General features: G+C 32.2%; 21 protein-coding genes and 2 other annotated features (1 of these 23 only partly in view). Of the genes, 14 read left to right on the top strand and 7 right to left on the bottom strand.

Annotated features, from left to right (window positions below):
• Window position 1: 1 nt before the first annotated feature.
• Window positions 2-982, bottom strand: coding sequence for an aspartate--ammonia ligase (gene asnA / locus HLK68_RS05115; RefSeq protein ID WP_006784005.1), 981 nt, complete (start codon window positions 980-982; stop codon window positions 2-4).
• 39 nt (window positions 983-1021) lie between these two features.
• Window positions 1022-1245 (bottom strand) — a binding site (T-box leader).
• A gap of 449 nt (window positions 1246-1694) precedes the next feature.
• Here asnA and HLK68_RS05110 point away from each other — a divergent pair.
• Entirely contained in the window at window positions 1695-2261 is a 567-nt protein-coding gene (locus tag HLK68_RS05110; protein ID WP_132942930.1) for a Maf family protein, read from the top strand.
• Between the two features lie 965 nt (window positions 2262-3226).
• Here the strand turns inward: HLK68_RS05110 and mnmE are convergent.
• The 4 genes from mnmE to rpmH all read right to left on the bottom strand — a co-directional run bounded on the left by mnmE (window position 3227) and on the right by rpmH (window position 5966).
• A complete protein-coding gene (gene mnmE / locus HLK68_RS05105; protein WP_055164312.1) occupies window positions 3227-4585 on the bottom strand; it encodes a tRNA uridine-5-carboxymethylaminomethyl(34) synthesis GTPase MnmE in 1359 nt (452 codons plus the stop codon).
• 118 nt (window positions 4586-4703) lie between these two features.
• Entirely contained in the window at window positions 4704-5315 is a 612-nt protein-coding gene (jag, locus tag HLK68_RS05100) for an RNA-binding cell elongation regulator Jag/EloR (RefSeq protein ID WP_132942929.1), read from the bottom strand.
• Window positions 5316-5434: 119 nt separating this feature from the next.
• On the bottom strand, window positions 5435-5776 hold the full coding sequence (gene rnpA / locus HLK68_RS05095; RefSeq protein WP_006784009.1) for a ribonuclease P protein component: 342 nt from the start codon (window positions 5774-5776) through the stop codon (window positions 5435-5437).
• Between the two features lie 55 nt (window positions 5777-5831).
• Entirely contained in the window at window positions 5832-5966 is a 135-nt protein-coding gene (gene rpmH / locus HLK68_RS05090) for a 50S ribosomal protein L34 (protein ID WP_006784010.1), read from the bottom strand.
• Window positions 5967-6384: 418 nt separating this feature from the next.
• Between rpmH and dnaA the strand changes: the two genes are divergently transcribed.
• Both dnaA and dnaN read left to right on the top strand, forming a co-directional pair.
• Window positions 6385-7731 carry a chromosomal replication initiator protein DnaA gene (gene dnaA / locus HLK68_RS05085; protein ID WP_006784011.1) on the top strand — a complete coding sequence of 449 codons (1347 nt, stop codon included), beginning with the start codon at window positions 6385-6387 and terminating at the stop codon, window positions 7729-7731.
• A 177-nt stretch (window positions 7732-7908) separates the two neighbouring features.
• Window positions 7909-9045 (top strand): DNA polymerase III subunit beta, encoded by a 1137-nt coding sequence (gene dnaN, locus HLK68_RS05080; RefSeq protein ID WP_006784012.1) that lies wholly within the window; start codon window positions 7909-7911, stop codon window positions 9043-9045.
• 284 nt (window positions 9046-9329) lie between these two features.
• Here dnaN and HLK68_RS05075 read toward each other — a convergent pair whose 3' ends face one another.
• Together HLK68_RS05075 and HLK68_RS05070 are read right to left on the bottom strand one after the other, a co-directional pair.
• Complete coding sequence (locus tag HLK68_RS05075; RefSeq protein WP_132942928.1) at window positions 9330-10586, bottom strand: ABC transporter permease; 1257 nt, start codon at window positions 10584-10586, stop codon at window positions 9330-9332.
• Window positions 10576-11475, bottom strand: a complete 900-nt coding sequence (locus HLK68_RS05070; protein ID WP_006784014.1) for an ABC transporter ATP-binding protein — start codon at window positions 11473-11475, stop codon at window positions 10576-10578. The genes HLK68_RS05075 and HLK68_RS05070 overlap by 11 nt, the downstream gene beginning before the upstream one ends.
• 319 nt (window positions 11476-11794) lie before the next feature.
• Between HLK68_RS05070 and mnmG the strand changes: the two genes are divergently transcribed.
• The 11 genes from mnmG to gyrA all read left to right on the top strand — a co-directional run bounded on the left by mnmG (window position 11795) and on the right by gyrA (window position 24464).
• Window positions 11795-13672 carry a tRNA uridine-5-carboxymethylaminomethyl(34) synthesis enzyme MnmG gene (mnmG, locus tag HLK68_RS05065; protein WP_006784015.1) on the top strand — a complete coding sequence of 626 codons (1878 nt, stop codon included), beginning with the start codon at window positions 11795-11797 and terminating at the stop codon, window positions 13670-13672.
• Between the two features lie 60 nt (window positions 13673-13732).
• Window positions 13733-14446, top strand: a complete 714-nt coding sequence (rsmG, locus tag HLK68_RS05060; RefSeq protein ID WP_006784016.1) for a 16S rRNA (guanine(527)-N(7))-methyltransferase RsmG — start codon at window positions 13733-13735, stop codon at window positions 14444-14446.
• 113 nt (window positions 14447-14559) lie between these two features.
• Complete coding sequence (gene noc / locus HLK68_RS05055) at window positions 14560-15381, top strand: nucleoid occlusion protein (protein ID WP_009607226.1); 822 nt, start codon at window positions 14560-14562, stop codon at window positions 15379-15381.
• Window positions 15382-15763: 382 nt separating this feature from the next.
• Window positions 15764-16531: a ParA family protein gene (locus tag HLK68_RS05050; RefSeq protein ID WP_006785413.1), complete on the top strand. Its 768-nt coding sequence runs from the start codon at window positions 15764-15766 to the stop codon at window positions 16529-16531.
• The gene (locus HLK68_RS05045) at window positions 16521-17399 is read left to right on the top strand and encodes a ParB/RepB/Spo0J family partition protein (RefSeq protein ID WP_006785412.1); all 879 of its coding nucleotides are present in this window, start codon (window positions 16521-16523) and stop codon (window positions 17397-17399) included. The genes HLK68_RS05050 and HLK68_RS05045 overlap by 11 nt, the downstream gene beginning before the upstream one ends.
• An 18-nt stretch (window positions 17400-17417) precedes the next feature.
• Entirely contained in the window at window positions 17418-18332 is a 915-nt protein-coding gene (locus HLK68_RS05040) for a mechanosensitive ion channel family protein (RefSeq protein WP_006785411.1), read from the top strand.
• Window positions 18325-18534 (top strand): DUF951 domain-containing protein, encoded by a 210-nt coding sequence (locus tag HLK68_RS05035; protein WP_006785410.1) that lies wholly within the window; start codon window positions 18325-18327, stop codon window positions 18532-18534. Before HLK68_RS05040 ends, HLK68_RS05035 begins: the two co-directional genes overlap by 8 nt.
• Before the next feature lie 142 nt (window positions 18535-18676).
• Window positions 18677-18895 (top strand): S4 domain-containing protein YaaA, encoded by a 219-nt coding sequence (yaaA, locus tag HLK68_RS05030; RefSeq protein WP_006785409.1) that lies wholly within the window; start codon window positions 18677-18679, stop codon window positions 18893-18895.
• A 14-nt stretch (window positions 18896-18909) separates the two neighbouring features.
• Entirely contained in the window at window positions 18910-20043 is a 1134-nt protein-coding gene (recF, locus tag HLK68_RS05025) for a DNA replication/repair protein RecF (RefSeq protein WP_006785408.1), read from the top strand.
• Complete coding sequence (gene gyrB / locus HLK68_RS05020) at window positions 20012-21931, top strand: DNA topoisomerase (ATP-hydrolyzing) subunit B (protein ID WP_006785407.1); 1920 nt, start codon at window positions 20012-20014, stop codon at window positions 21929-21931. Before recF ends, gyrB begins: the two co-directional genes overlap by 32 nt.
• A gap of 31 nt (window positions 21932-21962) precedes the next feature.
• Entirely contained in the window at window positions 21963-24464 is a 2502-nt protein-coding gene (gene gyrA / locus HLK68_RS05015; RefSeq protein ID WP_006785406.1) for a DNA gyrase subunit A, read from the top strand.
• A gap of 184 nt (window positions 24465-24648) precedes the next feature.
• Window positions 24649-24851: a binding site (T-box leader), on the top strand (it continues 27 nt past the right edge of the window).

Genomic DNA, 24851 nt, shown 5'->3' with positions numbered 1-24851 from the left:
TTTATAATAAATGAATATTTTGTTGCTTACACTGCTCAATGATATCCACAGGCCAAATTGAACTTTGAACTTCACCGATATGCATTTTTTCTAAGAAAAACATACATAAGCGAGATTGTCCAATCCCACCACCAACAGTAAATGGATATCGACCATTTATCAAATCTTGATGATATGGTAAATTCAATCGATCCATTGTATCGGTCACCTCTAGTTGATGAAGTAGAGCTTGTTTATCTACACGAATTCCCATTGATGAAATTTCAAAAGCCCTTTTTAAGATGGGATTATAGAGTAAGATATCCCCATTTAGTTCCCAATCATCGTAATCAGGTGCTCGTAAATCATGAACTTTGCCAGAGTTTAAAACCTTCCCAATTTGCGAAATAAAAACAGCGCCATACTTTTTGCAAATTTCATCTTCTCTTTCTTTTGGAGATAAATTAGGATATAAATTTTCTAACTCTTGGCTCGTAATAAATGTAATTTCATCAGGCAATTTTTTGGTGAGTTGTGGATAAGTCTTTAATAAACTTTTTTCCGTCTCAACTAGTGCACGATAAATTTGTTGAACAATTGAGTATAAATTCTGTGTCGTGCGGTTTTCCTCAAGAATAATTTTTTCCCAATCCCATTGATCAACATAGATCGAATGGATATTAGATAAAGTTTCATCTCTTCGAATCGCGTTCATATCTGTGTATAACCCTTCATCTATAGAAAATCCATAGTCTTTTAAGGCTTTACGTTTCCACTTAGCAAGTGAATGAACGATTTGAATAGTTTCCCCTGATAATAAATCAAAGCTTACTGGACGTTCAACTCCATTTAAATTATCATTTAGTCCACTATCTGATGGGACAAATAAAGGAGCTGATACTCGAAGTAGATTTAATTCTTTTGCTAATTCTGTTTGAAAAAAATCTTTAATTTTTTTGATTCCTTTTTGTGTTTCAATGAGAGATAACTTGCTTTCGTACATGAATTCCACCTCCGGCAACAAAAAAAACAGTCTTCGCCCAAAAGGGACGAATGACTGTTGATCCGCGGTACCACCCTAGTTTAAGAATAGAATATTCTTACCCTTTCCCTTTAACGCAGGTGTACGACTTAGCCTACTTACAAATAATTGCTTTCGATAAGTAACTCCAAGGTGTTCTTCGCTTTTAACGCCATATCAGGCTCCCACCGTCCCTGACTCGCTTTGACTTAATTAAAAGGTACTCTCCTTTTCAACGTAGATATTGACTTATTAATATCTTATACACTTAACTAATTTTAGTCAATGATAAATATTAAAAATTTATATTGTTTAGTCTAGTTCTTTAAAGTTAAAAATATTCTCATATATTTTAAAATTATTTTTTTATTAAAAGTTTATGCTTTTCTTGTAAGAAGATGATATGTTTATCCACATATAAGATGTTTTTTCCATCCCTATTACTCTAATTTGCTGAAGAAGATAATTTCTTTATTTGAATTTTTCTTCAGAGGTTTATGATTATTGGAGAGTGTCTTCGTATAAATTGAGCATCATTTGGAAAACTTCTTGGTAGTCTGATAATTTAGCAGAGATTATTTAGATAGTCATATAGAATCTCCTGTATATGTTATAATTTTTAATTATATTAGATGTCGAATCTGTTATCAGAATTCGACATTGAAATGTGGATAAATAAGAAGGAGTGTTGATTATGGGAATTATTTTAGCGTCACAGTCTCCAAGACGAAAAGAATTATTAGAGTTAGCTGGAATTGAACATAGAGTGGTTGTTAGTGCTGTAGATGAGGTAATGGATGCTGATTTAGATGTAGCAGATCAAGTTCAAGATTTAGCAATTCAAAAGGCTTGTGCAGTTGCTGATCTTTTTGAAAGTGAAACTGTTATTGGTGCGGATACGATTGTTGTCTGTGATGGAAAAATTTTAGGTAAACCAAAAAATGAAGAAGATGCATTTAATACGTTAAAAAATTTATCAGGACGTAAACATCAGGTTATGACAGGTGTAAGTATTATTAATAAAGAAAAAGAGTTATTAACAAGTTTCGTTAATATTACGGATGTTGAATTTTATTATGTTACAGATGAATGGATTTTAAATTATATTAAAAGTGGAGAACCAATGGATAAGGCAGGATCTTATGGAATTCAAGGAAAAGGGTTTGAATTAGTAAAATCTATTTCTGGAGATTATTATAGTGTCATGGGATTACCCATTGCTCAATTAAAGAGAACGTTAACTCATTTAAATTTAATTTAATAGTCTTTATACACAGTTTTAAATAGAGATGTGAGTTTGTCGATTCACGTCTTTTTTTGTTATTATTATATATTATATTTTTTTTATAATAACAATAATAATAAGCTTTGTGGATATTGAGGATAAGTGTCTGAAAGTGTCGATTTAACGAAGTTTTTGCTTGTTGATATCTTGTGAATAAACTGTAGATAAGTGTCGTTTTTTGTCCACATGGTTGTGAATTGTTTGTAGATAACTGTTTGTTATTGTCGAAAATAGTGGTTTAAAAAAGTTGAATTTTAGTTAGAAAAATACTTTTTTATTATTTAATTGTCCCCCCTTAGGGGAGGTGAGAAATCAAAAAGAGAGTTTTAATTTTTTATGGAGAAATGATTTTTGATATTATTTAAGCTAGAAAAAGGGTTCTAATATTAGATTTAAAAAATTTTTATTATATATAGGATTTTTATTTATTAATAGTTAGAATGAAATGGTATTTGTATTGTGGAAAGTCTGGTACTCAGCTTATTAAGTGAATATGAAAATTTATTAATTTTTTTTGAATTTAAATACTTAAGTTAGAAATACAGCATTAATTTTAAATGATAGGTGATAAAGAATTATTTTATTTTTAGGAAAGTAAAAAACTTTTTTTCGACAAAACTTCCTATTGTATTTATATATTTATTTTTTATAATAATAACAATAATAATAAGTTCTGTGGGTAGTGGGGATAACTGTCTGAAAATGTCGATTTTATGAGATTTTTGCTTGTTGATATCTTGTGAATAAATTATAGACAAGTGTCGTTTTTTGTCCACATAGATGTGAATTAGTTGTAGATAAATGCATTTTATTGTCGGCAATCAAAGTGAGAAAAACAGACATAATATGACATAAAGATATAGCTAGTTTAGATTTTTTATAATCTATGAAGGTTATAAAATAAAAAAGATTAGAGGAAAAATTTCTCTAATCTTTTTTATTTATTTTCCTAAGCAGAATTTACTGAAGAGTTCATCGAGTAATGAATCTCCCATATCTTCTCCGATAATTTCACCAAGTGAATACCATGCATTTTTAATATCAATTTCAACCATATCCACAAGCATTCCTAACTGCATAGCTGAAATGGCATCGTTAATTGAATTAATGGCTTGTTTTAGTTTAGCAATATGACGGGCATTTGATAAATAAGTCATATCTTTAGCTCCGATATCCCCAATTTCAAACATTTTTTTAATTTGATTTTCTAGAACTTCAATTCCTTTTTCTAAAACCATAGAGGTTTCAATATAGTTTGGAAGTTCGTCTCGTTCAATTTGAGTCTCTAAATCTGTTTTATTTAAGATGATAATACGGTTTTTATCATTTGTTAATGATAATAGTTCACGATCATCGGCTGTTAATTTTTCATTATTATTTAAAACTAATAAAACAAGTTCGGCTTCGTTAATTAGTTTTTTTGATTTTTCAACACCAATAGCTTCAACAATGTCCTCTGTATCACGAATTCCAGCCGTATCGATTAAATTTAATGTTAATCCACCGATATTAATATACCCTTCAACTGTATCACGTGTTGTTCCTGCAATATTTGTTACGATGGCTTTTTCTTCACGCATTAATTGATTCAGTAAACTTGATTTTCCAACGTTAGGACGCCCGATAATGACAGTTTTAATTCCATCTCGAAGAATTTTTCCTGTTTTAGCTGTATCTAATAGTTTTAACATTTTTTCATGAATATCGATTGAACGAGGAAGTAAGATGTCGTTTGTCATTTCTTCAACATCATCATATTCAGGATAATCGATATTAACTTCGATATTAGCTAAAATATTTAAAATTTCTTCACGCATTTCTTTAATTAAACGAGAAACACGCCCATCTAAACCGTTTAAAGCTAGTGATAAAGATTGTTCGCTTTTAGCATGAATGATATCCATAATTGATTCGGCTTGTGCTAAATCGATACGGCCATTTAAGAAGGCGCGTTTTGTGAATTCCCCAGGTTCAGCAAGTCGTGCACCAGCTAATAAAACAAGTTCTAGTATTTTATTAGTGACTAAAATTCCCCCGTGGCAGTTAATTTCCACGATATCTTCAGCCGTAAATGTTTTTGGTGCTCGCATGACTGAAACTAAAACTTCATCGACTTTTCGGTCAGTTTCAGGATCATATATAAAACCGTAGTTAATGGTATGGCTAGCAACACTTTTTAAATCTTTTCCACGAAAAATTTTATTTGCAATATCTAAGGCTTCATCTCCACTTAAACGAATGATTGAGATGGCTCCTTCGCCCATAGCAGTAGAGATTCCAGCGATTGTATCTTGTAGCATTAAAACACCTCCATAGCAGTTAGTTTATCATGTTCGATTTTTCTGGCTTTTATTCAATTTAGTTTAATTGTAGCATAAAAGGTCAATAAGTTAAAAATAGACCTCACTAAGAGGTCTATTAGGCTTTATATTTGATTGTAAGATATCGATTAGGCTCGATTCCATTTGAAACTGTCTGAATGTTTTTCCAATCTGATAATGTATTATGGATAATACGTCGATCATAAGCATTCATTGGGTCAAGTTTCGCATCAATCTTTGAGTGAAGCACTTCTTTTGCGGTTTTCTTAGCAAGAGCTTCTAATTTTTTAATTTGATTTTCCTTATAAGAGCCGATATCCACAAGGACTTTTAAATGTTTATTGGTATATTGATTTACAACTTGGCTTGTTAAAACTTGAATGCTTTGAAGTGTTTTTCCTTCACGGCCGATAATAAGTCCATTATTATCACTATTTACATTAAAAGTTATAGATTGTTTGCTAGGTATTATCTCGACTGTTCCTGTTAAATTGAAATCATTTAATAATTGGAGAAGATATTTTTTTCCTTCTTCAATTGGATCAAGATTTAAAGAGACTTCTGCTTTTATATAAGCACCTAGTCCAAAGATTCCTTTTTTCTCCTCTAGCACATTAATAATCAATTGTTGTTGGTCTTGATGAAAATGATTCTTTGCAGCTATGAGGATATCGTTCATAACTTTTCCTTCGAATATTTTCGGTTTCATCCAAATCACTCTTTCTTTTAAGTATGAGTAAGTTTTGCGACCAACGGTTAATTTATGCAATGACTAGTGGAATCTATTTCACAGATGGTCGTCATATCCTAATACAATTTTAATCTATATTATTTTGGAATGATATCCATTTTTTTATAAAGTTGCTCTAATTTTTCTTTAAATGATACGTAATCTAATTCTTTTACGCCTTTACGGGCGATTACAAAGTAATCATAGTTAGAATCTATTGTTTGTTTGTGTTCAGTTGTGACGTTTCGGATATATCGTTTAACTTTATTTCGTTCTACCGCATTTCCGATTTTTTTTCCAACTGAGATTGCAATTCTGAAGTTTTCATTGTCTGTTTTTTTATATTTATACACAATGAAATAAGGATTAGCTTTTGAACGTCCATTTTTCATGACTTGTTCAATTTCACTACTTTTTTTGATTCGATAATTTTTTTGCATCATCTCACCCGCTATATTTTTTTAGCTAGTAAAAAGACCACTATAAAGAGTGGTCTTATGCGCATAACACTTTTCTACCTTTTTTACGACGACGAGCTAAAACATTGCGTCCTCCTGGTGTTGCCATACGAGCGCGGAAACCATGAGTTTTTGCACGTTTACGTTTGTTTGGTTGCCAAGTACGTTTCATCTATAACACCTCCTAAGAGTTTTATACCATAGCATAATTCAATATTATAGTCAATCTAAACTGTAAAGTCAATGATTACTTTTTGGATATCGTGTCGTCTACTGTGGACATGTGAATAGATTTTACTTAGACGATAGAATTAAAAAGTATTCCACAATATTATTCACAATTCGACACGTTGTTTATACCTTACTCTGTGGATATTGGGGATAAATGACGAAAACATTGGTGTTACAGGCTTTTTAGCTTGTGGTTATCCACTGCACATTGTCGAAAAGTGTTGCAGATTGTTGAAGAAAAGCACATATCCACAAGGTTGTTTATAACTTTTTGTTGATTTTTTACACATTGTGGACTTTTTTAAGTTTTGGTTATGCTATAATGTTGATAGAAGAGACTTTCGGATGAGGTGTATGTGGTGGAAAAATATCAACGAATATGGGATGATGCTATCAACCGACTGAAATCTAATATTTCTCAACAATCATTTGATATGTTTTTTAGCACTCCCAAAAAAGTATATAAAGTAAAGAATAATAAAATGTATGTGATTGTTCAAAATAACCATGAACAATTTATGCTAGATAAATTTTATTTAAAAGAACTTGTGGAAATGATTGCCGAAGTATCCGGATTTAATTATGATGTTAAATTTATTACAAATGACTATGTAAAAAATGATCAGCAAGCATTTGATTTAACAAAACCGGATCCAAATCTTCCAAAATATTATAGAGGGAATTTAAATACAACTTATACATTTGATCGCTTTGTTGCGGGGAAAAGCAATCGTTTAGCGTATATGATTGCTCTTCAGGTAGCGGAACGTCCTGGAGAGGTTGCCAATCCACTGTATATTTTTGGTGGGGTAGGACTTGGAAAGACACATTTAATGCAAGCCATCGGGAATTTTATTTTAGATGATAATCCATCATCAAGAATTTTATACTGTACCTCAGAAAAATTTATTGATGATTATCGTCACGCAACATTAGATAATAATTTTGAAGCATTTAAAGAAAAATATCGAAATATTGATGTTTTATTAATTGACGATATTCAATTCTTATCTAAAAAAGAACAAACTCAAACTGAGTTCTTCAACACGTTTAATGAGCTATACAATAATAATAAGCAAATTGTTATCACATCGGATCGTCCAGCATCTGATTTAAAGGATATTATGGATCGTTTAACTTCTCGATTTGAATGGGGATTACAAGCAGATATTCAAATCCCTGATACGCAAACAAGAATTGAAATTATGAAGAAAAAATTAGCTGGGGAAAACATTAATCTTGATGAGTTCCCAGAAGAAGTTTTAGAGTTTATTGCAAGTAAGTTTAATAGCAATGTTCGTACGCTTGAGGGTGCATTGAAACGTTTAATTTTCTATGCTACAATTAATAATTCAGATTTCACTATTGAATTAGCGAACGAAGCGTTAAGAGATTTATTTAAAGCAGAACAAAAAAATTCAAAAATTGATGTGAATAACATTATAAAAGAAGTTGGCGCATACTACGATGTATCAGTTGCTGATATTTTATCGAAAAAACGTAAGAAAAATATTGCTTATGCAAGGCAAGTGGCCATGTTCTTAACAAGGGAACTAACAGGAAGTTCATTCCCAAAAATCGGGGAAGCTTTTAGTGGACGCGATCATACGACAATCATGCATGGTTGTGAGAAGATTGAAAAAGAGTTAAAAGAGAGTGCTGAATTAAAGAAAGCTATTAATGATTTAAAACAGGCTCTATCTTAATTTATAAACAGGCTTATGGATAAGATTCGACATTAAAGTATGAACTGTCCACAAGTTATCCACAACTAAAAACACCTACAGGAGGATGTTTTTAGACATTATCCCCTATATTCACAAACATTATTACTAAAATGGTTATAAAAAGATATAATATATAATTATATAGGAGTGATTAATTTGAAAATTAAAGTTGATCGTCAATTGTTATTAACCCAACTTTCATACATTAGCAAAGCAATCCCGACTAAAACACCTTTACCAGTGTTGACGGGTATTAAATTTGTTGTATCAGATGAAGGTCTTTATTTAACAACAAGTGATTCAGATATTACGATTAATACATTTTTACCGTTAGAAGTAAATGATACACAAGTAATCCAAATTGATGCTGTAGGTTCAATTATTATCCCAGGAAAATATTTTATTGAAATTATTAAAAAATTAAATGGAGATACAATTGAAATTAGTACATTTGAAGGAAACTATGTCACAATTAAATGTGGACGAAGTGAATACACATTAAATGGATTTGATGTTACTCAATATCCAAACATTGAGTTAATTAAAAATGATGATCCTATTCACATGGAAAAACAATTACTAAAAACAATTATTCGTCAAACGGTATTTTCAACAGCAAATAGTGAAAATCGTCCTGTGTTAACAGGGGTTAACTTCCGCTATGATGCAGATGAGTTAATGTGTGTTGCCACAGATAGTTTCCGTTTATCTAAAAAGACAGTTCCATTAAATAAATTACATGATTCATTTAATATCGTTATTCCAGGACGTAGTTTAATCGAGTTATCAAAAATTTTAGATGATTCACATAACTCGGTAGATATCTATTTAGCAAATAATCAAATTTTATTCCAAATTGGAAATATTTCATTCCAATCACGTTTATTAGATGGAATTTATCCAGAAACAAAAGAATTTGTTCCTACAACATTCGGAATTGAAATTAAAGCAAATTATCATGAATTATTAAATGCATTTGATCGTGCTGCTTTAATTGCTCGTGATCAAGTATCTAATGTCGTTAAATTAAATATTTTACCTGAAGAAAGTAAGTTATTAATTACAGCTCAATCTCCTGAAGTCGGAAAAGTTGAAGAAGAAGTTCAAGTAGAAATGATTTCGGGTGGAGAATTACGTATTGCATGTAGTGCACTATTTATTATCGATGCATTAAAAGCAATTAATAATTCAGATGTTATCATGAGTTTCAATGGAGATATGCGTCCATTTGTTTTAAGAGATAAATACGATGAGACAACAATTCAATTAATTGTCCCAGTACGTATGGAATAGTATTTAAAAGATTAGTGACATTTTGTCACTAATCTTTTTTTGTTTGTCCACAAGTTGTGGATAACTTTTAGAGTTGTTCACAGATTTGAAAACGATATTTTCCGATTTTTTTAGATAGAAAAAAGTATGATTTTACATTGGTATTATCACAAAATTAGAAGAAAATATTAAATATAGTCGAAAAAAAGATACTATTTTGCCTGTGGATAATGTGGATAAATTAAAAGAGTTAGATAAGAGAATAAAAAAAACGGTAGGAAATAAAGTTTCCCACCGTTTTTTTATTAAGATTTTTTTACTGATTGCATGAATTTTTTGATGACTGAATCTCCCGAGTAGTTTAAAACACCATTTTTATAAACTCGTGATCCGAAGGTTAGAATAATGATGATAACTAGTAGATTGAGTCCAATTGATAACCAAATCATTGGCGTTGAAACAGTCATGGTCGCGATTCGAAGTGGCATAATGTAAGGAGAAACAAATGGAATCATAGACATGACTTTGATAAATGGCGCTTCGGGTGAAGTCATTCCAAAAATTCCAATGTAGAAAGAAACAAGTCCAATGACCATAATTGGTGAAATAGCAATTTGATATTCTTCTACGGAACTAATGATTGAGCTTAAGATTAAGACACTAACGAGATAAACGAGGTAAGCGACAATTGCAAAGATAATTAGGTAAATAATAATTCGAGCTTTATCAGGTGATATCACCATTGAGACGGTATTCATAACATCTTCTGGGAGGTTTTTCATCATCGATTGAATGGAGATTGTAAATAGCACCATAAAGATAGCGAGTTGTGTTAAAGCATAGAAGCTGTTATACACAATTTTTCCGTAAAGCTGTTTGATTGGAGAAATTGAAGTAATGATAATTTCCATAACACGTGATGTTTTTTCTTCCATGATTTCTTGACCTGCATACACTGAGTACATGTATGAGAATAAGAAAATTAAGATGATTGAGATATAGGCAATTCCCATGCTCCCTAATGATTCTTCTGCTGATTGAGCTTTCTCATCAAGTGCAATTAAATTCATAGAAAATGGTCTTTGGATAAGTTCGGTTTGAGCTTCTGTTAAACCGGCAGTTTCCATTGCAATTTTTGAGTTATACCCTGATAAAATTTGTTCACCAATGGTATAGAATGAATTGTTGGAGAAATCATTGGCAACATATGTGGCAGATAATAGGTTCGTTTCATCATAATCGATAATGAAGTAAGCCGATATGTCGTTATTTTCGACGAGTTGGTTAAGTTCATCTGTTGAATCTGTACTTTGTTCAAGTAAGACATCTGGGAGAATACTATTAAAATCTTTTTCAAATTGTGAATAAAGTTGATTCGTTTCGTCCACAACATAAATTGTCTGAGAATAATCAAAAGTATCATTAAAGAAACTCATGATATTACCAAGTTGACTCACTAAAAAGCCGATGATGATTAAGAAGATGTTAAATCCAATAAAGGCTTTACTTTTAATTTTACGAAGATAGTTATATAAGACGTAGTTCCAAAATTTACTCTTCATATGCTTGTCCCACCTTTTCTATGAAAATTTCATGTAGTGAAGGTTCACACACGAGAAACTTTTCAATATGATGCTCAGGTTTTAAAGCATTAAAAATTGTTGAAACATACTCTTTATTATCGATTTTTAAACACCAATCATCTTGAACACGTGTGACTTCATTAACATGTGGAATAGCTTTTAAATAATCAAGAGTTAAATTTCCTTGAATCAGAATGGTTCTAGCATTATATGATTTTTTTATTTCTTTTAGATTACCTTGTAAAACAGTTTGACCTTTTCTCAAAATAGTAAGTCGATCACATAATGTTTCAATGTGTTCCATACGATGAGAGGAGAATATAATCACTTTACCTTGTTCTTTGAAGTTCATTATTTCTGTTTTCATCATTTCAAGATTGATTGGGTCAAGTCCTGTAAAAGGTTCATCTAGGATAATAAGTTCTGGCTTATGAATAACGGCGGTAATAAATTGAATTTTTTGTTGGTTTCCTTTTGAAAGTTCTTTAATTTTTTTGTTTTTATATTCCATGATTCCAAATTTTTCGAGCCAATAATCAAGTTCTTTATCAATTTCTTGTTCTTTCATACCTTTTAGTAAAGCAAGATAAGAAACTTGATTTTTAACGGTTAGTTTTTGTAGCAATGCTCTTTCTTCAGGTAAGTACCCAATGATATCGTTTGTTGATTCATTGATTTTGTGGCCATTCCAAGTGATTTCACCAGAGGTTTGATCATAAAGTCCTAAAATCATTCTAAATGTTGTGGTTTTACCTGCTCCATTTGCCCCGAGTAATCCATAGATTTCACCTTTTTTTAGATGCAGGTTTAAGTCTGATACGGCTTTTATATCATGAAACTCTTTATTTACATTTTTTAAAACTAGCACCGTTTTTCTCTCCTTTTCATGTAAATTCATGAAGTATGCGCCTTATGATTAAGTCATAGATATCAATATTATGATATATTTGGTATCAAATAACAATATTTGGATGATAATAATTCATAATTGCTTTTTATCCACAAATTTAATTTCTCATAAAATATTGAAGGATGTTAAAGAATTTTGTCTAAAACGAAAGAAATTTGTTTACTATTTGTGATACTAATGTTATTTTTATTGTTTATTGTCGAGTTTTAGATGTAAAATAAGAATAGTCTTTTTGAATAGTGTGAAGTTTAATGTTTACTGTAAGGAGTGAGCTTATATGATATATGATGTAATCGTTGTTGGTGGAGGTCATGCCGGAATTGAGGCGGCACTTGCCCCGGCACGTATGGGTTGCCAAACTTTAATGGTAACGGGAGATATTAATCGTATTGGTCATATGCCATGTAATCCAGCTATTGGGGGTCCAGCGAAAGGGATTGTTGTTCGTGAAATCGATGCCCTTGGTGGAGAAATGGGTGCTAATACAGATAAGACGCATATTCAAATGCGTATGTTAAACACAGGTAAAGGACCTGCTGTTCGAGCACTTCGTGCTCAAGCGGATAAAGTTGATTATCCAAAAGAAATGCAAAAAACAGTTCTTTCACAAGAAAATTTAGATGTTAAAGAAGCAATTGTGGATAACTTAATTGTTGAAGATGGAACTGTTAAAGGAATTACTTTAGAATCTGGGGAACAAATTTTTGGTAAAACGGTTATTTTAACAACAGGTACTTACATGCATTCTAAAGTCATGATCAGTGATGAGATTACATTAAGTGGACCTGATGGTGCTAAAACTTCGTTAGGATTATCTCAAAGTCTAAAAGATTTAGGATTTGAGCTATTCCGATTAAAAACTGGAACACCGCCTCGTGTTGCAACAGATAGTGTTGATTTTTCTAAAACAGAAATTCAACCTGGCGATGATGTTGTTCGTGCGTTTAGTTTTGATACAAAAGAACATTTACCACTTGAGGATCAAGTGCCATGTTATTTAACTTATACAAGTGGTGATACACACCAAATTATTATGGATAACTTAACACGTTCTTCAATGTATTCAGGAGTTGTTGAAGGGGTTGGACCTCGTTACTGTCCATCAATTGAAGATAAAGTGGTTCGTTTTAACGATAAACCACGTCACCAAATCTTCTTAGAACCTGAAAGTAAGCACATCGATGAAATTTATGTTCAAGGGTTCTCGAGTAGTTTACCAAGAGACGTACAAGAGAAAATGATTCGTACGATTGCAGGGTTAGAAAATTGTCGTATTGTGCGTTATGCTTATGCCATTGAGTATGATGCAATTAAACCTGTTCAATTATGGCCGTCACTTGAAACTAAATTAGTTAAAAATTTATATAGTGCAGGTCAAATTAACGGAACAAGTGGATATGAAGAAGCAGCAGGGCAAGGAATTATGGCCGGAATTAATGCGGCACTTCGAGTACAAGGGAAAGATCCATTAATTTTAAAACGTAGTGAAGCTTATATTGGGGTATTAATTGATGATTTAGTGACGAAAGGAACGTTAGAACCTTATCGTTTATTAACATCTCGTGCAGAATATCGCTTATTATTACGCCATGATAATGCAGATTTACGTTTACGCGAATATGGACATCAAGTTGGTTTAATTAATGAAGAAAAATATGCAGCCTTTTTAGATAAAAAAGCTCAAATTGAAGCTGAAAAAGAACGCTTATCTCAAATTAAAATTACTCCAAAAGGAAATACGAATGAATATTTAGAAAGTATTCCTTCATCTCCTTTAAAAGATGGGATTACAGCTCTTGAACTTTTAAAACGTCCAGAGATTACTTATCAACATATCCACAGTTTAATTGAAGAAAAAAATGAATCAATTTCTGAAGAAGTCATTGAGCAGGTTGAAATTCAAGTTAAATACGAAGGATATATTAATAAGGCTTTACAACAAGTTGAAAAACTTCATAAAGTTGAAGAAAAGAAAATTCCAGACTACATTGATTATGATGATGTTCCAAACTTAGCGATCGAAGCAAAACAAAAACTAAAAGATATTCGTCCATTAACAATTGGACAAGCAACTCGTATTTCGGGAGTTAATCCGGCGGATATTTCAATCTTAATGGTTTATTTAGAGTCAGGGAAATTTAAAAAAATTAATTAATAAAAAAAGAGTTAAGGAAGGACGCTTTCTTAACTCTTTGTCGAGTAAGGAGATGAAATAATGACACCACAACAATTTTATGAGGCATTAAAAGAATTTGGAATTGAGTTAACGGAAGAGCAAAAATGGCAATTACATCGTTATTTTGAATTATTAGTTGAATGGAATGAAAAAATGAATTTAACTGGAATAACTGAAGTTAATGAAGTTTATTTAAAACATTTCTATGATTCGTTACTTGCATTTTTAATGTTTAAAGATATCCACAAGTGTGAATCTTTATGTGATGTTGGATCTGGAGCAGGATTCCCAGCTTTACCGGTGAAAATCGTTTATCCACATTTAAAGATGGATTTAGTCGATTCCCTAGGAAAACGTGTGAACTTTTTAAATCATGTTATTGCGGAAACAAAGCTTCAAAATATCAAGGCTTATCATTCACGTGCTGAAGAATATGCAGATAAACATCGTGAATCGTTTGATATTGTAACAGCACGTGCGGTTGCAAGATTAAATGTTTTATCTGAGTTATGTGTGCCTTTAGTTAAAGAGGGTGGATTCTTTATTGCTCTAAAAGGTCAAACAGGTGATGAAGAATTAAAAGAATCTAAAAAAGCATTAGAAACATTTGGTGTGGAAATCATTGAAGTCAAACATATTGAGTTACCCGAAGAAGCGGGAACTCGAACTAATATTTATACAAAAAAATACAAAAAGACACCAAACAAGTATCCAAGAGCATACGGGCAGATTAAAAATAAGCCAATAAAATAGCATTAACTGTCAGTTGTCAGGACAAGACTTTATAAATGATAGAAAAAAGAAGAAAAATACGTTATAATTTAAACATTAATTCTTTTTTTATTTTACTATAAGGGGGACATAGGGTGTTTAGCTTTTTTTCGAAAGATGACTCGCACAATCAAGTAAAAGATGAAGTAACTCAATTACCTATTGCAAAAATTGTTCCGAATAAATATCAACCACGAAATATTTTTAATGACGAAAAGATTTTGGAATTATCAGAATCAATTAGGGAACACGGGGTTATTCAACCAATCGTGGTAAGAAAATTAAAAGATGGATATGAAATTATCGCCGGAGAACGACGTTATCGTGCATCAAAATTAATTGGATTAGATAAAGTTCCTGCTATTATTCGTGATTATGATGATAAAAAATCAGCATCAATTGCGATTGTTGAAAATATTCAACGTGAAGATTTAACGGCAATCGAGGAAGCTTTAGCTTACAAACAGTTAATTGATTTACATGGTATTACGCAGGCGACTTTAGCAAAACAGATGGGAAAATCTCAATCGACGGTTGCTAATAAAATTCGTTTATTAAATTTATCTGAAACGGTGCAACAGGCTGTTTTAGAACGTAAAATTACGGAACGTCACGCACGTGCATTATTAGTGGTAAAAGAGGAAGAGTTACAGTTAGAGTTATTAAATAAAGTGATTGAAAAGGATTTAAATGTATCAGAAACAGAACGTTTAATTGATGAGACATTAAATCCAGTTCAAAAGCCGACGAAGCCAAAAACAATTTCTCGTGTTCCAAGAGATTATCGTATTGCAATGAATACGTTTAAACAAGCAATTATGATGGTTGAAAAAACAGGAATGAAAGTTGCTCATGAAACAGAAGAATTAGAGGATTCTTATGTGATTAAAATTTCCCTTCCTAAAAATAAACATTAATAGAAAAAAAAACAGGATTATTCATCCTGTTTTTTTTTCTATTAATAATTAGGGGAAAAAGTTGTAAGTTTGAGTTTAATAGTAAAAATGGGCTATAAATTTTGAAAAGTGAATACTAAATATCTTTTATTGTAAAGTTAATGATTTTGGGCAAGTTATTTGTAGATTTATTTTGAATGTAGAGTTATTCACAGGTGGACAAATTAGACGCCATTTTTTGATAAAAAATTAGGTATTGTTTATAATAATCCTATATATCTACAAGATAAGATTTTATGTATTATAAAAATCACAAAATACACAATTATCTGCTAAAATTTATTTTTAATATAATATCATTTCATGGTAAAATATTAACAAGTATGACTTTAGGAGGGTTAATATGGGGAAAATTATCGCTATAACGAACCAAAAAGGTGGAGTTGGTAAGACGACATCTAGTATTAACTTATCAGCATCGTTGGCTCACTTGGGACATAAAGTTTTACTTGTCGATATGGATCCCCAAGCTAACGCTTCTACAGGAATTGGGGTTTATAAAGGTGATGCTGAGTTAACTGTGTTTGATTTATTAGTTGATGAGATACCAACAAATCAGGTAATTTTAAAAACAAATGAAGAAAATTTATTTTTAATTCCATCTTCACAGGAATTAGCGGGATTTGAAGCGATGATTGTAATGGAAAAAGAACGTGAGTTTAAATTATTGCCGAAATTAGAGCAGGTAAAAGATTATTTTGATTACATTATCATTGATTGTCCACCTTCACTTGGATTACTAACTATTAATGCGTTATCTGCCGCAGATTCGACATTAATTCCAGTTCAATGTGAATATTATGCATTAGAGGGATTAACGCAGTTATTAAATACAATTCGTATTGTTCAAAGACGTTTAAATCGAAATTTATCAATCGAAGGTGTTTTATTAACGATGCTTGACCGTCGTACTCGTTTAGGACTTGATGTTATTAACGAAGTAAAACTATATTTTAAAGAAAAAGTTTTTAATACGATTATTCCACGTTTGGTTCGTTTAAGTGAAGCACCATCGTTTGGAAAATCAATTATTGCCTATGATGAAAAATCGTCTGCTGCTCAATTTTATGTTGATTTAGCTAAAGAGGTGGTTAAGAACAATGTCGACTAATAGATTAGGAAGAGGTTTAGGTGCCTTATTTCAAGAACATGATATTGAAAGTATTGAATCTTTTGAGCAAGTAAAAGAAGGAGAAGTTGTTCAGCAGTTAGATGTGAAAACACTTCGTCCAAATCCTTATCAACCACGTAAATATTTTGATGAGACTAAGATTAATGAATTAGCTCTTTCGATTAAAGAGCATGGAGTATTTCAGCCGATTATTGTTAAAAAAGACATTAAAGGTTACATCATTATTGCAGGGGAACGTCGTTTTAGGGCTGCACAAAAAGCAAATCTTCAAACGATTCCAGCTATTGTTCGTGAATTTAACGATCATTTAATGATGGAATATGCTTTAATTGAAAACTTACAACGTGAAGATTTAACGGCAATTGAAGAAGCGGAAGCTTATAAAATGTTGATGCAAAAGTTAGATTTAACACAAGAAAGATTAGCTGAACGTATTGGAAAAAGTCGTGCTTATATTGCAAATACGATGCGCTTATTACAATTACCACGTGTTGTTCAAGATGATATTGAAAATAATATAATTTCAGTAGGACATGGAAAAGTTTTAGCTGGATTAAAAGATGAAGATTTAATCATTAAATTTGCGAATGTTATTAAAGAAAAACAAATTTCAGTTCGTGAATTAGAAGATTTAATTAAAGACGCGTCAATTAATCAACCGGAAATAGAAAAGAAAGTAACGAAAGTATTAAATCCACATCTAGATTATGTTAAAACGAATCTAGAGTCTTATTTCGGAACGAAAGTTAAAATTAAAGAAAAACAAGGTAAGGGTCAGATTATTATTAACTATAATGATCTTGATAACTTAAATCATTTACTCGAGATAATGGGTATAGAATTATAATAGTAAGGAACGATAGAATTGAATTTATTTTTAACTAATTTAGAGCAAGCAATGTCAACAGCAGATGGTATTGCTAAATTCTTTTCAATGGACAAAATTGAAGAATTTTTAGTTCAATTTGCTTTTGATATTTTTACTGTGATTGCGATTATCATTGTTTTATCAATTGTTCGTCGCATTGGTAAGAATATTATTAAGCGTGCATTCGCTGTTAATATCGATAAATTACAAAAGATGACAGGTGGAACGAATCGTCGTAAAGGGACACTTGAGAGTCTTGTTTTAAATATTTGGCGTTATATGATTAATATTATAGGATTAATTGCCGTTTTAGGTGTATTTGTTCCGATTCAAACATTATTAGTAGGGACAGGAAGTTTTGCAGTTGTCTTTGCATTTGCTGCTAAAAGTATGCTTGACGATATTGCAATGGGATTTTTCATTGTGTTTGAAGATTTATTCTCAGTGGGAGATTTTATTGAAGTTGATGGAGCAACAGGTACAGTTGTTGAGATTGGATTACGTTCTGTTAAGATACGCGTTTTAACAGGAGAAACAGTTATTATTCCAAATGGTAATATTAATAAAGTTATTAATCATTCCATTTCAAATGGGCAAGCAGTTGTTGATATTAGTGTAGCTTATGAAGCGGATTTAAATAAAGCTTTATCTACACTTGAAGAAGTTGCGACGCGTACATTTGATTTATATGATGAGATTATTAAAAGACCAGTAGTACTTGGGGTACAAGAACTTGGGGCATCTGAAGTGGTTATTCGTATGATCGCTGAAGTACAGCCGACGACACAGTGGCATATTCAACGTGAATTACGTAAGATAATCAAACTAACTTTTGATGAAAAAGGGATTGAAATTCCATTCCCACGCATGGTTGTATACCAACATAATGGAGGCAATGCAGTCAATGAATAATATTGTATTTGGACTTAATGATATTGTTGAAATGAAGAAACAACATCCTTGTGGGACAAATCGTTGGCAAGTGATTCGTTTAGGGGCAGATATTAAGATTAAATGTTGCCATTGTGAACGCACTTTGATGATGCCAAGACCTGAATTTAAGAAGAAAATTAAGAAAGTTTTAGTCTCTGCAAGTGAAGCTGTAAATGAATAAAATTGTACTGTAAAAGTTAGGTTTGCAGTAACTAAAAAAAAGCGTTGAAATCACTGATTTCAACGCTTTTTATTTTGGAATGACGTGTTAAAAAAATGTAAAATATGCTATAATATATATAGAAAGAAAAAGGTGATTAAACATGCAAACTGAAGTATTTATTACGAGCGAGTACATTACTCTAGGACAGTTTTTGAAGTTTGAAAACATCATTGAAAGTGGAGGAAATGTAAAGTTCTTCTTAGAAGAAATTCCAGTCTATATTAACAATGAACGTGATAATCGTCGTGGACGAAAACTTTATCCAGGTGACGTGATTGTAATTGATGAAGTTGGCGAATTTGTCATTGTCGCTGAGTAGATAGGAAGATTCTTTTGTTTATTAAAAAACTAGTTGTGAAACAATTTAGAAATTATGAGAATGCTTGTGTAGAGTTTAAGAAGAACATCAATATTATTATTGGAAATAATGCACAGGGGAAAACGAGTTTGATTGAGTCGATGTATGTTCTCTCCACGACGAAATCCCATCGAACGAGTAAAGATTCTCAGCTTATTTTATTTGGTACCGATTTTGCCCGTATTGAGGCCGATATTAAACGCGAACAAGATGACTTTTCTTTATCCCTAGTCCTTTCTAAAAAGGGCAAAAAAGCTAGCTACAATGGTATTGTTCAAAAGAAATTGAGCGACTATGTAGGTAAGTTAATTGTTGTTATGTTTGCTCCCGAAGATTTATCTTTAGTAAAAGGTGGCCCTCAATATCGAAGACGATTCATGGATATGGAGATTGGACAGTTATCGCCATCATATCTTTTTCATTTAGGACAATATTCAAAGCTTTTAAAACAACGTAATGAGTTGTTAAAACAGCTTCGTATAAATCGCCAGAATGAGTTGTTACTGGATGTTATAACTGAGCAGTTGGTTCCACATGCTGTTTATGTTTTGAATAAACGCATTGAGTTTTTAAAGCAATTGGAATCATTTTGCAAAGATGTTCATGGAGAAATTTCAAAACAAAAAGAAGAGATTCAATTAGACTACATCAATTCGTTTAAAAATATAGAATTGGATGAAGAATCTATTTTACAAAAGTATAGAGAGTTATATGATCAGGATATTCAGCTAGGATCAACTAATTTAGGACCTCACCGCGATGATTTTAGTGTTTCAATTAACGGGATTAATACCCATCAATTTGGATCACAGGGGCAGCAACGTACTGCATCATTGTCGATGAAACTTGCCGAGATTGAGTTGATTTATTCAGTTTTACATGAGTATCCCATTTTATTGTTAGATGATGTTTTAAGTGAGTTAGATGATACTCGTCAAACTCAATTGCTTAATACAATTAAAAACAAGGTTCAAACTTTTATTACAACGACGAATATTGATGGTATCGACGATGAAGTAATAGAATTAGCAGATATATTTACGATTAATAATGCTGAGATTAGGATAGGTGATAAGTATGACTCAAGAAACGACAACACAGCAGTATGATGCTAGTAATATTCAAGTCTTAGAAGGGCTTGAAGCCGTTCGAAAACGCCCTGGGATGTATATCGGTTCAACAAGTGGACGCGGATTACATCATTTAGTGTGGGAGATTGTGGATAACTCTATCGATGAGGCCTTAGCAGGATATTGTACAGAAATCAATGTAGCTATCACAGAAAATAACGAAATTATCGTAAAAGATAATGGTCGTGGGATTCCAGTCGATGTTCATAAGCAAACAGGTAAATCAACAGTTGAAACAGTTTATACTGTGTTACACGCCGGTGGTAAATTTGGTGGTGGCGGTTATAAGGTATCAGGGGGGCTACATGGTGTAGGTGCTTCTGTTGTTAATGCCTTATCAGAATATTTAGAAGTTACAGTTAGCCGCAATGGGAAAAAGTATTTCCAATCATTTGAAAAAGGAACTCCAATGAATGAATTACATGTGATTGGAGAATCGGATACAACTGGAACTGAAGTTAAATTTAAACCAGATCCAGAAATTTTTACTGAAACAACGGTTTATGATTATGATATTTTAAGAAATCGTATTCGTGAATTAGCATTTTTAAATAAAGGGTTAAAAATTACATTAGAAGATTTACGTTCTGAAAAACCACAACGACATGAGTTCCATTTTGAAGGTGGAATTAGTGAGTATGTAAGCTTCTTAAATAAAAATAAAGAAGTTATTCATGAAGATGTTATTTATGTTGAAGGAGAACGTGACGGAATTAGTGTTGAAATTGCTATGCAGTATAACACTGGTGTTGCAGGAAATATTTATTCATTTGCTAATAATATTAATACTCATGAAGGTGGAACACATGAAGCTGGGTTCCGTGCTGCATTAACGCGTATTATTAATAGTTATGCTAAAAAGGCAAACTTATTAAAAGGTGATGATGCTTTAATCGGTGAGGATATCCGAGAAGGATTAACTGCGATTATTTCAGCAAAACATCCAGATCCACAGTTCGAAGGGCAAACGAAAACGAAGCTTGGTAATAGTGAAGTTCGTCGTATTGCTGATAATGTGTTCTCTGAAGGATTTGAACGTTTCTTAATGGAAAATCCACAGGCTGCAAAATTAATTTTAGATAAGTCTTTAATGGCAGCACGTGCTCGTATGGCAGCAAAACGTGCTCGTGAGATGGTTCGTCGTAAATCACCACTTGAGTCTTTAGGGTTCAAGAGTAAGTTAGCCGATTGCCAATCACGTGATGCTAATATTTCTGAGTTATTCATTGTCGAAGGGGACTCTGCCGGAGGATCTGCTAAACAAGGTCGAGATAATAAATTCCAGGCAATTTTACCTCTACGCGGGAAAGTTTTAAACGTTGAAAAAGCACGTATTGATAAAGTTTATGCAAATAATGAGATTAAAAGTATGATTCATGCGATTGGAACGGGTGTTGGAGATGAATTTGATATCGAGAAAGCTCGTTATCATAAAGTTGTTATCATGACCGATGCCGATGTCGATGGAGCTCATATTCGTACGTTATTATTAACGTTCTTCTATCGTTATATGAGACCATTAATCGAGAATGGATATGTTTATATTGCACAACCTCCTCTATTCAAAATCTCTCAAGGAAAACGAATTGAGTATGCTTATTCACAAGAAGAATTAGAAGCTGTTATGGAAACATTATCAGCAACACCTCGTCCTAATGTTCAACGTTACAAAGGGCTTGGAGAAATGAATGCTGAACAATTATGGGAAACAACAATGGATCCTGAAGTACGTACGTTATTACAAGTTACTCTTGATGATGCTGTTGAAGCCGATGAAATTTTTGATATGTTAATGGGTGATCGTGTAGAGCCACGTCGAGAATTTATAGATGCTAATGCTAAGTACGTAACAAATCTTGATTTCTAATTTGAAGCAACATCTATAAGGAGGAACGAAAATGTCTGGATATGATCAAGTTAAACCACATAACATAGCAAAAGAAATGAAAACTTCATTCATTGATTATGCAATGAGTGTTATTGTATCGCGTGCTTTACCGGATGTTCGTGACGGTTTAAAACCTGTACATCGTCGTATATTATATTCGATGAATGATTTAGGAATGCACAGTGATAAACCATATAAAAAGTCTGCCCGTATCGTCGGGGACGTAATTGCCAAGTACCATCCTCATGGGGACTCGTCTGTTTATGATGCCATGGTACGTATGGCACAAGATTTTAGTTATCGTTATCCTTTAGTTGACGGTCACGGAAACTTTGGTTCTATCGATGGTGACGGAGCAGCCGCAATGCGTTATACAGAAGCAAGAATGTCAAAACTTGCGATGGAAATGATGCGTGATATTAATAAAAATACGATTGATTTCCAACCTAACTTTGATGGTGAAGAACATGAGCCAGTTGTTCTACCAGCACGTTTTCCAAGTTTATTAGTTAATGGTACAACTGGGATTGCAGTAGGTATGGCTACCAATATTCCTCCACATAACTTAACAGAGGTGATTAACGCCTGTTTAGCTTATATGGAGAATCCAGAAATCGATGTTTTAGGATTAATGGAACATATTAAAGGGCCGGATTTACCAACAGGGGCTTTAATTTTAGGGACTAAAGGTATCCGTAACGCTTATGAAACTGGTAATGGTTCAATTATGATGCGTTCAAAATGTGAAATTATCGAAGGTCATGGTGGGAAATATTCAATTTTAGTAACTGAAATTCCTTACCAAGTTAACCGTGAACGTTTAATTGAAAAAATTGCTGAGTTAGTTAAGGAGAAACGTTTAGATGGAATTACAGATTTACGTAATGAGTCTAACCGTGAAGGAACTCGAATTGTTATTGAATTGCGTAAGGATGTTAATCCACAGGTTATGTTAAATAACTTATTCAAATTAACTCAATTACAAGTTTCTTACGGAATTAATATGTTAGCTCTTCAAGATGGGCAACCTAAAGTATTAAACTTAAAAGAGATTATTGCAGCGTATATCAAACATCAGGTAGAAGTTATTGTACGCCGTACGCAATTTGATTTAAATAAAGCAGAAGATCGTGCTCATATTTTAGAAGGATTCCGTATTGCGCTTGATCATATTGATCGTATTATTGCAATTATTCGTGGTTCTTCAAATGATGAGGAAGCATTAAATAACTTAATTTCAGAATTCTCATTCTCTGAACGTCAAGGTAAAGCAATTCTTGAGATGCGTTTACGTCGTTTAACAGGTTTAGAACGTGACAAAATTGAGGATGAATATCAAAATTTAGTGACTTTAATTGCTGATTTAAAAGATATTTTAGCTAATGAGTATCGTGTACATGGTATTATCCGCGATGAGTTAACAGAAGTAATGATTAAGCATGGTGATGATCGTCGTACTGAGATTGTTCGTGGTTCTGATTTTGATATTGAGGATGAAGATTTAATTCCAGAAGAACAAGTCATTATCACATTAACGAATAATGGATATATTAAACGCCAACCTATCTCAACATATCGTTCTCAAAACCGTGGAGGACGTGGTGTCCAAGGTATGGGAACTCATGATGATGATTATGTAAAAGAGTTGCTATCAACTTCTACGCATGATTATTTATTATTCTTCACGAATAAAGGTAAGGTATATCAGAAGAAAGCTTATACTATTCCAGAATATGGTAGAACAGCTAAAGGATTACCGATTGTCAATATTATTGAAATTGCACAAGATGAGGAAATTAGTGCGATTATTCCAGTTAAAGAGTTCAATGAGAATGAGTTCTTATTCTTTGCAACTCGTACCGGAGTCGTTAAACGTACAACGTTATCAGCATTTGGTAATATTAGAACAAATGGTTTAATTGCTTTATCATTGCGTGAAGATGATGAGTTAATTGGAGTCAGAAAAACAACTGGTTCAAATGATATTGTTATCGCATCAAGTGGTGGTAAATTAGTATGGTTTGAGGAAGATCAAGTTCGTTCAATGGGACGTACAGCTGCCGGAGTTCGAGGAATTAACCTTGAAGAGGGAGAAGTTGCAGTTGGAATGGAAATCGTAACTGAGGATCAAGAAATTTTAATTGTTTCTGAAAAAGGATTTGGAAAACGTACTCCAATTAGTGAATATCGTAAAACTAGCCGTGGTGGAAAAGGTGTTAAAACAATTAATATTACAGATAAAAATGGTTCATTAGTTGCAATGAAAACTGTAACAGGTGAAGAAGATTTATTAATTGTAACGAATAAAGGTATTATTATTCGTACACCGATTAGCCAAATTTCACAAACAGGACGTGCAACACAAGGGGTAACGTTAATTCGATTAACTGATGATCAATTTGTATCAAGTGTGGCACTTGTTGAACATGAAGAAGAGCATACAGAGGAATTAGCAACTGAAAAGGTTGAAAATACCGAAGCTTCAGAAATTTTATTAGAAGAAAAAGAATAAACAATAGGTCTTATGCGCATATAATTAAATTTAATGAGACATAATAATATAAACTAATGTACATATGTGATGTCAGAATTCATATCAATAGATAAACCTATAGAAGCAGTATTAAATGTAAAAAACTACTGCTTCTGATATAATATTGACAAAAAAAATGTATAGTGTTATATTACAAGTAAATAATAAAGCATTGATTAGGATTAGTAATTTTCTTTCTATAGCATAGAGAGTCAGTGGTTGGTGTAAACTGATGTATAGGAGATTAAGAATCAACCTAGGAGCGGAATGAAGAAAGTCATTGATGAGTATTTATTCACGGTATAACCGTTATCTTTGTAAGGGGTCTCTAAATTGTTCCACGTGGAACAAGAGGCAACTAGGGTG

Origin of the sequence: Turicibacter sanguinis (assembly GCF_013046825.1) — a bacterium.
Taxonomy (GTDB): Bacteria; Bacillota_I; Bacilli_A; order MOL361; family Turicibacteraceae; genus Turicibacter; species Turicibacter sanguinis.
This window is presented reverse-complemented; position numbering and strand designations above follow the sequence as displayed.

Bases quoted from the DNA above. Each gene is read 5' to 3' on its own strand.
- asnA (WP_006784005.1), bottom strand. From the start codon at position 982: ATGTACGAAAGCAAGTTATCTCTCATTGAAACACAAAAAGGAATCAAA.
- HLK68_RS05110 (WP_132942930.1), top strand. From the start codon at position 1,695: ATGGGAATTATTTTAGCGTCACAGTCTCCAAGACGAAAAGAATTATTA.
- mnmE (WP_055164312.1), bottom strand. From the start codon at position 4,585: ATGCTACAAGATACAATCGCTGGAATCTCTACTGCTATGGGCGAAGGA.
- jag (WP_132942929.1), bottom strand. From the start codon at position 5,315: ATGAAACCGAAAATATTCGAAGGAAAAGTTATGAACGATATCCTCATA.
- rnpA (WP_006784009.1), bottom strand. From the start codon at position 5,776: ATGCAAAAAAATTATCGAATCAAAAAAAGTAGTGAAATTGAACAAGTC.
- rpmH (WP_006784010.1), bottom strand. From the start codon at position 5,966: ATGAAACGTACTTGGCAACCAAACAAACGTAAACGTGCAAAAACTCAT.
- HLK68_RS05075 (WP_132942928.1), bottom strand. From the start codon at position 10,586: ATGAAGAGTAAATTTTGGAACTACGTCTTATATAACTATCTTCGTAAA.
- mnmG (WP_006784015.1), top strand. From the start codon at position 11,795: ATGATATATGATGTAATCGTTGTTGGTGGAGGTCATGCCGGAATTGAG.
- rsmG (WP_006784016.1), top strand. From the start codon at position 13,733: ATGACACCACAACAATTTTATGAGGCATTAAAAGAATTTGGAATTGAG.
- HLK68_RS05050 (WP_006785413.1), top strand. From the start codon at position 15,764: ATGGGGAAAATTATCGCTATAACGAACCAAAAAGGTGGAGTTGGTAAG.
- HLK68_RS05045 (WP_006785412.1), top strand. From the start codon at position 16,521: ATGTCGACTAATAGATTAGGAAGAGGTTTAGGTGCCTTATTTCAAGAA.
- HLK68_RS05035 (WP_006785410.1), top strand. From the start codon at position 18,325: ATGAATAATATTGTATTTGGACTTAATGATATTGTTGAAATGAAGAAA.
- yaaA (WP_006785409.1), top strand. From the start codon at position 18,677: ATGCAAACTGAAGTATTTATTACGAGCGAGTACATTACTCTAGGACAG.
- gyrB (WP_006785407.1), top strand. From the start codon at position 20,012: ATGACTCAAGAAACGACAACACAGCAGTATGATGCTAGTAATATTCAA.
- gyrA (WP_006785406.1), top strand. From the start codon at position 21,963: ATGTCTGGATATGATCAAGTTAAACCACATAACATAGCAAAAGAAATG.